The organism is Bathymodiolus heckerae thiotrophic gill symbiont, from assembly GCF_900180345.1.
Classification (GTDB): domain Bacteria; phylum Pseudomonadota; class Gammaproteobacteria; order PS1; family Pseudothioglobaceae; genus Thiodubiliella.
This window is the reverse complement of the sequence record NZ_FXLV01000042.1, coordinates 1-13,037: the sequence shown is the minus strand read 5'-3', so window position 1 is coordinate 13,037 and position 13,037 is coordinate 1. Positions and strand designations below refer to the sequence as shown.

14 protein-coding genes and 2 pseudogenes are annotated in these 13,037 nt (G+C 38.3%); 2 read left to right on the top strand and 14 right to left on the bottom strand.

Going from position 1 to position 13,037, the window contains the following annotated elements:
• From CRYPD_RS05840 to CRYPD_RS05810, 7 genes and pseudogenes are all read right to left on the bottom strand, one after another.
• A pseudogene (locus CRYPD_RS05840) lies at positions 1–114 on the bottom strand (IS1595 family transposase); the annotation flags it as partial.
• Between the two features lie 574 nt (positions 115–688).
• Entirely contained in the window at positions 689–1,117 is a 429-nt protein-coding gene (nusB, locus tag CRYPD_RS05835; protein WP_138146660.1) for a transcription antitermination factor NusB, read from the bottom strand.
• Positions 1,117–1,593, bottom strand: coding sequence for a 6,7-dimethyl-8-ribityllumazine synthase (gene ribH, locus CRYPD_RS05830; protein WP_138146659.1), 477 nt, complete (start codon positions 1,591–1,593; stop codon positions 1,117–1,119). The genes nusB and ribH overlap by 1 nt, the downstream gene beginning before the upstream one ends.
• Positions 1,594–1,600: 7 nt before the next feature.
• On the bottom strand, positions 1,601–2,632 hold the full coding sequence (gene ribB, locus CRYPD_RS05825; protein ID WP_138146658.1) for a 3,4-dihydroxy-2-butanone-4-phosphate synthase: 1,032 nt from the start codon (positions 2,630–2,632) through the stop codon (positions 1,601–1,603).
• Positions 2,622–3,224, bottom strand: coding sequence for a riboflavin synthase (locus CRYPD_RS05820; RefSeq protein ID WP_138146657.1), 603 nt, complete (start codon positions 3,222–3,224; stop codon positions 2,622–2,624). The genes ribB and CRYPD_RS05820 overlap by 11 nt, the downstream gene beginning before the upstream one ends.
• A 46-nt stretch (positions 3,225–3,270) precedes the next feature.
• A complete protein-coding gene (locus CRYPD_RS05815) occupies positions 3,271–4,041 on the bottom strand; it encodes a YihY family inner membrane protein (protein WP_138146656.1) in 771 nt (256 codons plus the stop codon).
• A gap of 13 nt (positions 4,042–4,054) precedes the next feature.
• A complete protein-coding gene (locus CRYPD_RS05810) occupies positions 4,055–5,641 on the bottom strand; it encodes an ABC-F family ATPase (RefSeq protein ID WP_138146655.1) in 1,587 nt (528 codons plus the stop codon).
• A gap of 55 nt (positions 5,642–5,696) precedes the next feature.
• Here CRYPD_RS05810 and CRYPD_RS05805 point away from each other — a divergent pair, with 55 nt between their 5' ends.
• Together CRYPD_RS05805 and murG are read left to right on the top strand one after the other, a co-directional pair.
• A complete protein-coding gene (locus tag CRYPD_RS05805; protein WP_244610264.1) occupies positions 5,697–6,833 on the top strand; it encodes an FtsW/RodA/SpoVE family cell cycle protein in 1,137 nt (378 codons plus the stop codon).
• Complete coding sequence (gene murG, locus CRYPD_RS05800) at positions 6,826–7,839, top strand: undecaprenyldiphospho-muramoylpentapeptide beta-N-acetylglucosaminyltransferase (RefSeq protein WP_138146654.1); 1,014 nt, start codon at positions 6,826–6,828, stop codon at positions 7,837–7,839. Before CRYPD_RS05805 ends, murG begins: the two co-directional genes overlap by 8 nt.
• On the opposite strand, the gene bioB is transcribed toward murG, so the two are convergent.
• The 7 genes and pseudogenes from bioB to CRYPD_RS05770 all read right to left on the bottom strand — a co-directional run bounded on the left by bioB (position 7,811) and on the right by CRYPD_RS05770 (position 13,019).
• Positions 7,811–8,770 (bottom strand): biotin synthase BioB, encoded by a 960-nt coding sequence (bioB, locus tag CRYPD_RS05795; RefSeq protein WP_138146653.1) that lies wholly within the window; start codon positions 8,768–8,770, stop codon positions 7,811–7,813. The genes murG and bioB overlap by 29 nt on opposite strands.
• A gap of 144 nt (positions 8,771–8,914) precedes the next feature.
• Positions 8,915–9,478: a Tll0287-like domain-containing protein gene (locus CRYPD_RS05790; protein ID WP_138146652.1), complete on the bottom strand. Its 564-nt coding sequence runs from the start codon at positions 9,476–9,478 to the stop codon at positions 8,915–8,917.
• A 9-nt stretch (positions 9,479–9,487) separates the two neighbouring features.
• A complete protein-coding gene (glnA, locus tag CRYPD_RS05785) occupies positions 9,488–10,903 on the bottom strand; it encodes a type I glutamate--ammonia ligase (protein WP_138146651.1) in 1,416 nt (471 codons plus the stop codon).
• A gap of 214 nt (positions 10,904–11,117) precedes the next feature.
• Entirely contained in the window at positions 11,118–11,261 is a 144-nt protein-coding gene (locus CRYPD_RS08325; protein ID WP_244610263.1) for a sulfurtransferase TusA family protein, read from the bottom strand.
• A 56-nt stretch (positions 11,262–11,317) separates the two neighbouring features.
• Positions 11,318–11,529: pseudogene (locus CRYPD_RS05775) on the bottom strand (coproporphyrinogen III oxidase); the annotation flags it as partial.
• Between the two features lie 72 nt (positions 11,530–11,601).
• The gene (locus tag CRYPD_RS08070) at positions 11,602–11,751 is read right to left on the bottom strand and encodes a hypothetical protein (RefSeq protein WP_171004356.1); all 150 of its coding nucleotides are present in this window, start codon (positions 11,749–11,751) and stop codon (positions 11,602–11,604) included.
• A gap of 68 nt (positions 11,752–11,819) precedes the next feature.
• The gene (locus CRYPD_RS05770; protein WP_138146650.1) at positions 11,820–13,019 is read right to left on the bottom strand and encodes a GIY-YIG nuclease family protein; all 1,200 of its coding nucleotides are present in this window, start codon (positions 13,017–13,019) and stop codon (positions 11,820–11,822) included.
• Positions 13,020–13,037: the final 18 nt, after the last annotated feature.

Below are 13,037 nucleotides of genomic sequence, written 5' to 3'. Positions count from 1 at the left end.
AAGCAAAATCTTATAAAGATTTTGCTTGCGATTATTGAATCTAAATTCACATTCTTTCAAGTGTAAATTAAACATATTTTTATTCATTCCTTTAAATTTTACCAGCCTTGTTTCTGGTCATTTTGGACTCCTAAATTGTTGTAATTTGGTGTCCAGTTTATTAGGGGAACTTCAGGCTACTTTAAATAGTATAATTTCCATTTTTTATCACAAAACCTCTATGCCACACATACCTAGAGGATAAACCCAAGGCGAAATTTATCACCTCATTAACAGAGGCAATATGTGTATGCAAGTTTTTGATGACGAAGATGATTATGAATATTTCTTAACTTTGTTAAAGACAGAACTTGAAAAAGAAAACATAGAACTACATGCCTACCTAATCATTTTCATTTATTGATAGTGCCACGAGGTGAGAACAATCTTAGTAAATTTATGCAATAGGTAATGACATCTTATGTGCGTTACTATCACAAAAAAAATAAAACTTCAGGGCAGATTTGGCAAGGCAGATTTAAAAGCTTTATGGTTGAGCAAGAGAGTAATTTACTTTACAAACTGGTTGCTGATAATTCTCTCGGCGTTTTGCCCTTGGTTGTACATGGTCTTAAGGACAAAAAAACTGCTTAAAAACAACACGCTTGATAATAAGATGACGGCTTTCTTCATTGGCTTAATAATTGGTTTATTGTGATAGTAGTTCAACAGCCCTTAAATCTTTGGCTAATTGGTCTAAGGAGACATTGATGAGTTTAAATGCCCCTTCTGCACCGTATAATTTGGCAATTTGTAAGGCTTCGTTGATGACGACTTTGTAAGGCACTTCAATGCTGTTTTGCAGTTCGTAAGTGCCTAAATAAAGCACGGCGTGCTCCACAGATCCTAATTCATCGGTATCTCGACTGATGGTGGGGGCAATGAGTGTGTCTAATGCCTCACGATTTTTTAAGATATTGATAAACAAATTAGAAAAAAAAGCTTTTGAGATTTTTCCAGATTTTTGGTTGAGGAATTGTTGTTCGATTTTCAACACCTCACCACCTGATACCAAATATTGATACAGTGCTTGCACAACTCGCTCTCTGGAGCGTTGTTTGGGGGTTGTGAATGCCATTATTTAGCCTGATCGAGTAAATACAACATTTCAATCATTGCCATGGTTGCCTCGACACCCTTGTTGCCTTTATAACCGCCTGCCCTGCCGATAGTTTGCTCCATGTTGCTAGTGGTCAGCACGCCAAAAGCAGTGGGGGTCTCATATTGATAAGACACATCAGCCACGCCTCGTGCGCATTCGCTGCAAACAAAGTCAAAATGCGGGGTTTCGCCATTAATAACAGCGCCTAAAGTAACAATACCATCGTAACTTTTGCTTTTTGCTAGTTTTTTAGCCATTAATGGGATTTCAAACGCACCAGGTACATAAAAAACATCGACATCCTTCTCATTAATGCCATATTTTTCTAAAGTTCCTTGTGCGCCAGTCAGTAATTTATCACCAATGTCTTGGTAAAAATAACCGACGATAAGAGCGACTTTTTTGTCTTTTAAAAAGCCTGTATTGGTATTTTTGTTAAATTTAAAATTCATAATATTTTTAATTTGTAATATATTCGATGACTTCTAAGCCAAAGCCCTTCAAAGCATTTAGCTTTCTCGGACTACCTAAAATACGCATTTTTCCCACACCTAAATCAGACAAGATTTGTGCGCCTACGCCATAAGTTTTGATATCGTTGCCACCCTCATGTGTACGGATAAGCAAGAATACGCCACTGTCCTTGTTGCTAATATGCGCCAAAGCATCATTCACACCTAGTGAACTGCTGGTTTCTTGCAAAATATCGGTAAATACATTTTCCATGTGTACACGCACGCAGACTGGGGTGTCTTTGTCAATATCGCCTTTAACTAAAGCAGTGTGCGTTTGTCGATGAATACTGTCTAAAAATGACACCAGCGTAAAATCGCCGTATTTGGTGCTAAATGGGCGTTCGTCAATGCGTTCAATGGTTTTTTCATTTCCCACACGATAAGAAATCAAATCCTCAATCGTGCCCCATTTAATATTGTGTTTTTGAGCAAAAATTTCCAAATCATCACGCCGTGCCATTGAACCATCGTCGTTCAAGATTTCAACAATAACAGATGCTGGCTCTAGCCCAGCGAGGCGGGCTAAATCACAGCCTGCCTCAGTATGACCTGGGCGGATTAGCACACCACCTGGCTGCGCCATCAGTGGGAAAATATGCCCCGGTTGCACAATATCACTAGGTTTAGCGTTTGGTGCTACAGCATCTAACACGGTTTTGGCTCTATCTGCGGCAGAAATACCAGTGGTTACGCCTTTCACTGCCTCGATTGAAACGGTGAAATTAGTGCCGTTAGCATCGTTGTTTTGTGCCACCATCAGTGGCAAATTTAACTGCTTACAGCGCTCTTGAGTTAGCGTTAGGCAAATCAAACCTCTGCCGTGCGTCGCCATAAAATTAATATCTTCTTTGGTAACAGTGGCAGCAGGCACGATTAAATCGCCTTCATTTTCACGGTCTTCGTCATCTAGCAGGATAATCATTTTACCTTGCTTGTAATCTTTTAATATCGCTTCAATACTGGCTTTAGTCTTCATTTTTATTACTCATTAATTGTTCGAGATGGCGGGCAATAATATCCACTTCTAAATTTACCTTGTCGCCTATATTTAACTGTCCTATCGTAGTTGTTATTAAAGTGTGAGGCACAATGTTAATGTCAAAAACAGCGGAATTGATACTGTTTACTGTCAAACTAACACCATTCACAGCAATCGAACCTTTTCTAGCGATGTATTTTACCAAAGACTGCGGCACGCTGATTTTAAAACACATTGATTCACCTTCTTTGATTTTATCAACAACTTCACCCTGAGCATCCACATGTCCGCTGACCAAATGCCCGTCAATGCCTTGATTTAGCCTTAAGGCTTTTTCAAGATTAATGTTATCACCCACCGATAAAGCGCCCAAAATGGAGCAATCAAGTGTTTCTTGAGACACATCAGCTGTAAAGCTGTCGCCATCAATCTTAATAGCTGTTAAACACACGCCATTTACCGCAATGCTATCACCAATTACTACGCTAGAAAAATCTAACTTGCTGGACAAAAAACCAAACACTGCACCTTTATCGTACAGGGTTTTGTTTTTCACTTGACCGATAGCCTGAGTAATGCCTGTAAACATAAAAGAAGAGTGATATTGTTATAAATATAAGTGCGTTGATTTTACGCTATTTGTTTTCAAGACAATAACAAAAACTGGCACCGAGTAGCACAATTATCCATGCCAAATAAATCCACAGCATTGTTAATATCAAAATGGACAATGTGCCGTATATCAGCTCATAAATAGGGAAATATTGTATGTAAACAAACAAGGTGTATTTAATCACCTCCAAACCTACTGTTGCGACCACACCAGCCTTGATCGCATTAATAAATCGAATTTTTTTCAGTGGCGTTGCATAATACAAAATCGCAAACCCTAAACTCGACAAAATGAATGCCGCTAAAAGTGGCGTGTAGGATGCCATTGCCGATGCGTTAAAAAATTTCAACGCCACCACCAAAGAACTCACAAACAGCGAAGCACCAACCAAAATCGGCCCAACAAACAGCACAAACACATAAGACACCAAGCTCTGTATCCAATGGCGGCGATGTTTGTCATGCCAAATAAGGTTAATCCGTTTGTCAATTTCGGACAATAAAAGCACGACTGTAATCAATAAAAACGCAAAAGTAAAGCCTTTTAACGCCTGCGCATGGGCAATAAATTGCTGCATATAGTTTTTTGCCATATCGTAATTTTGAGGCAAAAGTTGAGTGAATAAAAATTGCTCTAAATACTGTTGAAACTCAGAAAAATAAGGCGACAGCGAAAACACACTTAACCCCACTGCCAAACCCGGTACAATCGAAAACAAAGTAGAAAACGACAATATTGCCGCAGAATCAAAACCCTGCCGCAAAATAAATCTTTTTAATACCACCCTAATCATTTTAAAATATCTCTTACTTTTGTATTTTTAAATAGTCTTCATAGTTGCCGGAATAATAATTAGCACCCTTTTCTGTCAATTCTACAATTTTAGTGGATAAAGATGAGACAAACTCTCTATCGTGACTGACAAAGATTAATGTACCTTCGTAATTGTCCAATGCCAAATTAAGCGCCTCGATAGATTCCATATCTAAGTGGTTGGTTGGCTCGTCCATGACCAAAACATTGGGGTTTTGTAGTATTAATTTACCAAACAGCATTCTGCCTTGCTCGCCACCAGAAAGCGCTTTAACGCTTTTACCAATATCGTTTTTGCCAAACAACATCTTGCCTAGAACAGAGCGCATATCTTGAATATCTTGACTGGGTTTTTTGAATTGTGCCATCCAATCCAATACACTCATATCTTGCGTAAAATCTTCGCTGTGGTCTTGTGCGTAATAGCCAATATTGACATTTTCGCTCCATTTAATTTTACCGTTATCGGCTTCTAATTCGCCTACCAATGTGCGTAATAGCGTGGTTTTTCCTACGCCATTTTGCCCGATAATAGCCACACGCTGACCGACTTCAAAAATAAAATTAATGTCTGTTAGTACTTGTAATTCATCAAAACTTTTGGACAAACCCTCTACCTCAATAACATTACGGTGCAATGCCTTATCTTGCCTGAAACTAATATAAGGACTGACTCGTGATGATGGGCGCATATCATCTAAAACAATCTTATCCAGTTGCTTAAGACGAGAAGTAGCTTGCTTGGATTTGGAAGCATTGGCTGAAAAACGCGAAACAAAATGCTTAAGTTCCTTCATTTTTGCCTCTTTTTTGGCATTGTCAGACTGCATTTTTTCTTGAATAGCAGTAGCAGCAATCATAAAACTGTCATAATTACCAGGAAAAGTCTTTAACGCCCCGTAATCCAAATCCGACATATGCGTACAAACTCCATTTAAAAAGTGCCTATCGTGCGAGATGATAACCATAGTCGCCTTACGCTCTTTGAGCACCCCTTCCAACCAACGAATTGAGTTAATATCCAAGTTGTTGGTAGGCTCGTCTAATAATAAAATTTCAGGATCGGAGAATAAAGCCTGCGCCAGCAACACACGAAGCTTCCAGCCTGGGGCAATTTCGCTCATCAGTCCATAATGTTGGCTTTCAGGGATATCCAGACCTAGAAGCAACTCACTGGCAGAAGACTCTGCCATATAGCCATCCATCTCTGCAAACTCCATCTCTAGTTCTGCCACTTTAGTGCCATCCTCCTCGCTCATTTCTGGTAAGGCATAAATACGCTCTCTTTCTTGTTTGACTTTCCACAACTCACTATGCCCCATAATCACAGTATCAACCACACGAAAATCTTCAAAAGCAAACTGATCTTGGTGCAAAACACCTAAACGCTCACCATCGCTAATACCTACTGTGCCATGCGTTGGTGTGAGTTCACCTGTTAAAATCTTCATAAAAGTTGACTTACCGCAACCATTCGCACCAATCAAGCCATAGCGGTTACCATCAGAAAATTTGATAGAAATATTTTCAAACAAGGGTTTTTCACCAAACTGCATGGTGATATTGGCAGTAGAAATCATACAAATTTACCTAATAAATAAAACGCAACATTATCCCATACTAAGCGGATAAAATATGAAAACTATGTTTGACAAAACTGAACAATTCCCCGATAAAAAACTGCTACTTATTATTTTAGCGCTATTGGCGTTTGGCTGGATAATGTCGTCGTCTGCCTCGGTTGGGCATTTTGGCGATTTTAGCAAGACCATCAAGCAAGGTGGCTTTATTTTAGTTGGTATTTCTATTGGATTTTTTGTCTTAAAATTACCACTCCATTTGTTTAAGAAATACGCTGATTATGCGTTTGTGCTTACGCTTATTTTGCTTGCCATCGTTTTGTTGCCAGATCCGATTGGTCGTACGGTTAATGGCTCAAGACGGTGGATTAATTTAGTGTATTTTGGGTTTCAACCCTCCGAAATGATGAAATTGGTGATGATTTTATTTATGGCAAAATTTTTGGTTACACAAGAAAAAGAAGTAGCCAGTTCATGGATTGGCCTTGTTAAAGCAGCAATCATTGTTGGCTTGGCTGGCTTGCTTATTATGCTCGAAACTGACCTCGGTGCTACTGTTATTATTACTGCCACTGCACTCATTATGCTGTTTCTAGCAGGCTCTTATATCAAGCAACTGTTCATTATTGGTAGCGGACTGTTAACGCTTGTTGGTGTTTATGTTTACTTCGACCCAGTCAGGCTATACAGGCTAATGTCATTTTGGACCAATGATTTATGGGGTGAAAATGGTGTCCTGCAAACCAGACAAGCACTAATTGGCATTGCTAGAGGCGATTGGACTGGTGTAGGATTAGGTGCTGGCATTCAAAAATATTCAAGATTACCAGAGCCGCACACCGATATGATTTTTGCTATTACTGGCGAAGAACTTGGTATTATGGGAATGTTGTTTATTTTATTTGCCTTTGTTTATGCCTTAAATAGAGGCTTTAATATAGCCGCCCAAGCACTAACAGATGGGAGAAAATACAGTTATTATGTCGCCTACGGCATTTGCACTTGGTTTGCACTACAAATTAGTGTCAACATCGCTATGAATATCGGTCTATTTCCTATTAAAGGTTATACTTTGCCGCTAATTAGTTATGGTGGTAGTAGTATGATTTTTTCCATTATTGCACTGGCACTACTACTCAGAATTGACATGGAAAATAAAACAAATTACAAAAAACGCAAACATTATGTCTAAAACTATCCTCATTATGGCAGGTGGCACTGGCGGACACATATTCCCCGCCCTAGCAATCGCCAAAGAACTTAAAGCTCATTCGATTAATATTGAATGGCTTGGCTCAAAACATGGTATGGAAAACACCCTAATACCAAAACACAACCTAAAGCTTCACAGCGTTAATGCCGTGGGTTTGCGTGGAAAAAGCCCGCTCACACTTATCAAAGCACCTTTCCTATTGTCATTTGCTTTGTTGCAAACTTTAGGTGTATTTATGAGGGTTAAGCCTGATGTTGTACTTGGTATGGGCGGTTTTTCCTCAGGCATTGGTGGCGTGGTTGCTTGGATTTTGCGCATTCCTTTGGTTATTCACGAGCAAAATTCAATCCCCGGCACCACCAACAAAAGTCTCGCAAAAATTGCCACTCAGATTTTTCAAGCCTTTGATGGTGCATTTAGCAATGCAATAACGACTGGCAACCCTGTATTGTTTAACCCTAAAAAAAATAACAACGGTCATAAAAAACTTAATCTGTTGATTGTTGGCGGCAGTTTAGGCGCCAAACCTATTAACGATATTACTACCCACTTGGCTATTGATATTAATATTTGGCATCAAACTGGCAAACAACACCTAGACACTGTTAAGGCGCAATATAAAAATAAAAATGCAAAAATAACCGCCTTTATTGACGATATGGCAGATGCTTACGCATGGGCAGATGTGGTTTTGTGCCGTGCTGGGGCAATGACAGTATCAGAATTAATGCTCTCAGCCAAGCCCAGTATTCTGATTCCTTTGCCTCATGCGATTGACAACCATCAATTCTATAACGCCAAAATTTTAGCTGATAATAATGCTGGTATCTTGATTAAACAAGAAGATTTAAGCCTTGAGTTATTAACCTCAACGCTGGCAATGCTTGATGATGAAAAACTCAAAAATATGGGTAAAAACGCAGTAAAACTCGTTAAACCTAATGCAGCAAAGGTAATTAGTGAGTATTTAATGGCTGTCGATTAATACCCAGTTTTTCAAATAACATTTGGTCAGTATCGGTATCTGGATTATCGGTTGTCAGTAGTTGTTCGCCATAAAAAATAGAGTTAGCGCCTGCAAAAAAGCACAAGGCTTGCATTGCCTCACCCATCTCAGTGCGCCCTGCTGATAAACGCACCACTGATTTCGGCATCATAATGCGTGCCACTGCAATGGTGCGTACAAATTCACTTTCCGTTGGTGGCTCAATCGCCTCAAATGGCGTACCAGGAATTGGCACCAAAAGATTAAGTGGTACGCTGTCAGGGTGTTGCGCCAAATTCGCCAAAGAGCGCAGCATAGAAGCACGGTCAGTCTGCCCCTCGCCCAAGCCCAAAATACCACCACTACAAACATGGATATCAGCATTTTGCACAGATTCCAAGGTATCTAGTCTGTCTTGAAAACTGCGTGTGGTAATCACATTTGAGTAGTTTTCTTCTGAAGTGTCAATATTATGATTGTAATAGTCCAGTCCTGCCTCTTTTAAGGCAAATGCTTGTTGTTGCGAGAGCATTCCCAAAGTTACACAAGTCTCCATGCCCATGGCTTTCACACCTTGAATCATGGGGATAACCTTGTCTAAACTTTTATCGGTAGGATTACGCCAAGCAGCGCCCATACAAAAGCGTGTTGCACCTTTGTCTTTAGCCTCTTGGGCTTGTTTAAGCACCGCATCAACCTCCATTAACTTCTCACGCTCAAGCCCAGTGTCATATTTGGAACTTTGAGAGCAATAAGAGCAATCCTCTGGGCAAGCGCCTGTTTTGATATTAAGCAGAGAACTTACTTGCACATAATTAGGATCGAAATTATCCCTGTGAATAGTATGTGATTTGAATAATAAATCGTTAAATGGCATGCTAAATAAGTTTTCAACTTCATCTAGTCGCCAGTCGTGTCTTAATTGTGTCATATCTTTTTAGCTCAATGTTTTTTTGATTATTTCAAAACCCTTGCATAAATAGGAATAATTATTCCTATTTATGCAAGGGTTTTAATTTATAAAGTATATTAAAAAAAACCGTGCATTTGCACAGCTTTTTTAAAAAAATAAATATTAAAGCTCCTTCCTAAGACTAAAGGCACCCCTTACTTCTCCAAGAGAGTAGCCTGTAGCTTTATCATTTGGATATGCTTTTTCTATTTCAGTTAATACTTTGGTGTTAATGCTTTTACCATGACAAGCCAAACAAACTTTCTGTGTTCCTTGTGCTTTTATAAATCGAAATTCACCATTAACCACTTCAGAAAATGCCATCTTAGCAATATTTTCACCCTTAACAGCGCGCTTGTTAAAATCGTGCAAGGCCTTGGCTTCCCAAGCATCAGGCACGGCATTAGGGTTGCGGTTTTTAAGACTTATGCGTCTAACGCTCCAATCGCTGTCTTTATTGGCATTTTTCCCAATAATAGGCGCCTGTACCGAACAAAATTTAAGTGCATGCACGAAACCTCCAGATTTAATTGCAGCTTTGAGTTGTGGCTTTAATACACTAGCAACAGATTTAATCTTAGCAACTGCCTCTTTTTTTAGAACTTTAGTGCGCTGCTCATCAATCGTCACTTCTTGCATACAAGAAGTAAGTAAAAACGGCACAATTAACAATGTTTTTTTTATCATTTTTTTTCCTTATACTGAGTAATACATGTCAAATTCTACTGGATGAGGAGAGGCGCGCAACGCGGTTACTTCCTGCATTTTTAATTCAATAAATGAATCAATTACATTGTCAGTAAACACACCACCTTGCTTTAAGAACTCACGATCCGCATTAAGCGCTTCAAGTGCCTGGTCTAATGTCCCGCAAACTTTAGGAATCTTTGCTTTTTCAGTATCAGATAATTCATACAAATCCTCGTCACCTGGTTGACCTGGGTCGATTTTGTTTTTAATACCATCAAGGCCTGCCATTAACATTGCTGCAAAAGCTAAATAAGGATTGGCTGTTGGATCTGGAAAACGCACTTCAATACGGCGACCTTTTGGGTTAGACACAAAAGGAATACGGATTGCAGCAGAGCGGTTTTTAGCCGAATAGGCCAACATTTCTGGTGCTTCAAAGCCTGGTACTAAGCGCTTATATGAGTTGGTTGAAGAGTTAGTGAATGCATTTAATGCTCTAGCGTGCTTAATAATACCACCAATATAATACAATGCCATTTGGCTTAATTGACCATACTCATCGCCATCAAATAAGTTTTTTCCGTCTTTGGAGATTGATTGGTGAACATGCATACCATTGCCATTATCTACCGCAATTGGCTTCGGCATAAAAGTGGCTGTTTTGCCATATAAATGCGCCACATTATGGATGCAATATTTAAGAATTTGCGTTTCATCTGCTTTTTTTACCAGTGTGTTATACAAAGCACCGATTTCACACTGTCCAGCAGTACCCACTTCGTGATGATGAACTTCAGTCGTAACACCCATTTCTTCGATTGCTAAACACATTTCTGCACGCAAATCATGTAATGAATCTACTGGTGGAACTGGAAAATAACCGCCTTTAATTCTAGGGCGATGTCCTTTATTTCCTCCTTCAAAATCAGAACCCGACTCCCAGTCTGCTTCTTCAGAATGAATTTCATAAAATGCCTTGCCTAAACCAAAGCCCGTATCCCATTTGACACTGTCAAAAATAAAAAACTCTGGCTCGTTACCAAAATAGGCAGTATCGCCAATACCAGTTTTATTTAAGTAGTCTTCCGCTCTTTTAGCAATAGAACGAGGGTCTTTTTCATAACCTTTCATATCATTTGATTCAATAATATCACAAGTAATATTTAAGGTTGATTCCTGAGTAAATGGGTCTAAAACTGCCGTTACTGTGTCAGGTTTCATAATCATATCAGATTCGTTAATTGGCTTCCAGCCAGCGATTGAAGAGCCGTCAAACATTTGTCCTTCTTCTAATTTTTCAGCATTAATGGTGTGTGCTGGTACGCTGACATGCTGCTCTTTGCCAATAGTATCAGTAAAACGAAAATCGATAAATTTAACATCGTTTTCTTCAATCATCTTCATTACATCTTTTGCAGACATATTTTTCTCCTTTTGTTTATATAAGAGACCTTTACAAGGCCTATGAGTTTTTAATTACTGACAAACATCGCCAAACAGCCTGCACCTTTACAGACAAAATTCTTTTTTAAGTTTAAAAAAACAGCCACTAATTCTACCCTATTTTTTTCACCAATAGAATAATCTCATCGTGTTTTTCGTCATAAGCAAGCACTTTGTGTTCATGAACCTTGCGCTAAGCGGGTATATCGTGTAGCACGCTTGGGTTAGTGGCAGTAGCTTGAATGGTGTCGCCTGCTTCTATTTTTTCAATTGCTTCTCCTAATCGGATGACTGGCATGGGGCATAATAGTCGCTTGGTGTCTAAATTAATTTTCATCGACCCATGTGGTAATGGCTATATAATTTGGCTTCGAGGCTACCTGCCTTTGGCTAATATTGGTATTCCCAGCGGACTGAGGGGGTAAAGACATTAAAATAGATTCTGCGCGTCCACCTGTTTGTAATCCGAATAGTGTACCACGGTCATAAACTAGGTTAAATTCTACATAGCGTCCGCAGCGATATAATTGAAATTGTCGTTCGTGATCGCTATATTTTAGGTTTTTGCGTTTTTGGACAATTGGCTTGTAGGCTTTAATGTAACTCTACCTGCACTGTTGCAAACAAAATTTTCATTGTTATAAAAAACAATCGCATAGTTCCACCCTATTTTTCCACTAATAGAGACCTTTGCATAAATAGGGATGATTAGCAAAATTCAATTTTTGCCAGATTGGTGATTTTCTTAAACCTTGTCCTAGCAGGGCTAAGGCTGGGTTTAAAAAATCGCCAAGCAGGTGAAAAGTGGATTTTTGATGATTATTCATATTTATGCAAAGGTCTCTAATAGAATAATCTCTTAGACTTTTTTTTGTTATATCTCTTCCCCAATACCTTATGATCGGTCATTAATTAACTGGCGTATTGGGTCATATTCATAACTTACAATGCAACCACTTAAAATTAAATCTATCGCTCTATTTATTACCTTAATTGGCACAATAAACCACTCTCTCGGCGTTATTCTTTGACCCTGACTATCAAATAAATCTATGTTTAAACAAGCATTTGAAAAAAATTTATGTAGTAAGCCTTCTAATTTAATAGCATTTCGGTTATAAATTTGATAGGTGGCTATTATTTTCACATCAGCAAATAAATAGGTTGCTTCGTTTTTAGCGTTCTTAATTCGTTTTTCTACTGGCGTGCTGGAAAAGCCTATTTTATATAAATTCTTGATGTTTGTAATTTTAAGGTCATTTGATTTGGACTGTAAAATATAAATATAGCCTGTTAAAATATCTTCTTCTTTTATGGAATCTGTTTCAACAAATAATTCTTGTGCTTGTGATTCTCCTAGATCGGTAACAATCTGACCATTGTTATATAGAGATTTTCCGAGTGACCTATAAAGCATATTGCTGAATGTTGCATTTTCAAAAATTATTCTTGTGCGTCCATCCTTCCCTCTAAATGTATTTTCTCCTAAATTTTTAAAATCAACCTCTTCAAGATACAACAAAACGCCATCAAGCAAATAAAAACACCCTTCTCTTAAATATTTTCCCACATTTTTAAATGTTTTTATTTTTCGCTTTCCATTTTTAAGTTCTTGATGCACTTTTTGAAATTTTTTCTCATACTTTTTGAATTCTTCTTCTTTTAACGATGTTCTTTGAGCTACTAAATCTGTCTCTGCTCTGTCTTGTGGTTTTGGCGTGTGATTAAATTTAAAAATATCTAAATCTTTATCTAGATTCAATAATCCGACTACATCCTTTTCATTTAAAATATCATCAATATTCGGCTTATTTTTCTTAACATGTCCCAACAAGTTATGCCTATCAAATGGTTTTAAAATTTCCTTTTGCACTTCATCTTTTTTAAAATTTTTTAATTTCGATTGGAGGCTATATTCTGCCATATTCTCAGTATTTGGCTCTCTTTGGTTTTCATCAATAAAGATATTTATCTCTTCAAAAGCATCAATGAGTCTGTCTTCTTCAGATTTAACATTAGAAACTTCCGGTTTGGAATCAAGTAAGCCACGATCATCATCGTTAAAAATATCCTCTAATGTCTTTTTCTTATCCATTTAACGCTCTTTGTCTTT

What these genes read in the sequence shown, in the direction of transcription:
- murG (WP_138146654.1), top strand. Translation starts at nt 6,826, where the DNA reads ATGTCTAAAACTATCCTCATTATGGCAGGTGGCACTGGCGGACACATA.
- CRYPD_RS08325 (WP_244610263.1), bottom strand. Translation starts at nt 11,261, where the DNA reads ATGAAAATTAATTTAGACACCAAGCGACTATTATGCCCCATGCCAGTC.
- CRYPD_RS05820 (WP_138146657.1), bottom strand. Translation starts at nt 3,224, where the DNA reads ATGTTTACAGGCATTACTCAGGCTATCGGTCAAGTGAAAAACAAAACC.
- CRYPD_RS08070 (WP_171004356.1), bottom strand. Translation starts at nt 11,751, where the DNA reads ATGAATAATCATCAAAAATCCACTTTTCACCTGCTTGGCGATTTTTTA.
- glnA (WP_138146651.1), bottom strand. Translation starts at nt 10,903, where the DNA reads ATGTCTGCAAAAGATGTAATGAAGATGATTGAAGAAAACGATGTTAAA.
- CRYPD_RS05790 (WP_138146652.1), bottom strand. Translation starts at nt 9,478, where the DNA reads ATGATAAAAAAAACATTGTTAATTGTGCCGTTTTTACTTACTTCTTGT.
- CRYPD_RS05770 (WP_138146650.1), bottom strand. Translation starts at nt 13,019, where the DNA reads ATGGATAAGAAAAAGACATTAGAGGATATTTTTAACGATGATGATCGT.
- CRYPD_RS05810 (WP_138146655.1), bottom strand. Translation starts at nt 5,641, where the DNA reads ATGATTTCTACTGCCAATATCACCATGCAGTTTGGTGAAAAACCCTTG.
- ribH (WP_138146659.1), bottom strand. Translation starts at nt 1,593, where the DNA reads ATGAATTTTAAATTTAACAAAAATACCAATACAGGCTTTTTAAAAGAC.
- CRYPD_RS05805 (WP_244610264.1), top strand. Translation starts at nt 5,697, where the DNA reads ATGAAAACTATGTTTGACAAAACTGAACAATTCCCCGATAAAAAACTG.
- bioB (WP_138146653.1), bottom strand. Translation starts at nt 8,770, where the DNA reads ATGACACAATTAAGACACGACTGGCGACTAGATGAAGTTGAAAACTTA.
- nusB (WP_138146660.1), bottom strand. Translation starts at nt 1,117, where the DNA reads ATGGCATTCACAACCCCCAAACAACGCTCCAGAGAGCGAGTTGTGCAA.
- ribB (WP_138146658.1), bottom strand. Translation starts at nt 2,632, where the DNA reads ATGAAGACTAAAGCCAGTATTGAAGCGATATTAAAAGATTACAAGCAA.
- CRYPD_RS05815 (WP_138146656.1), bottom strand. Translation starts at nt 4,041, where the DNA reads ATGATTAGGGTGGTATTAAAAAGATTTATTTTGCGGCAGGGTTTTGAT.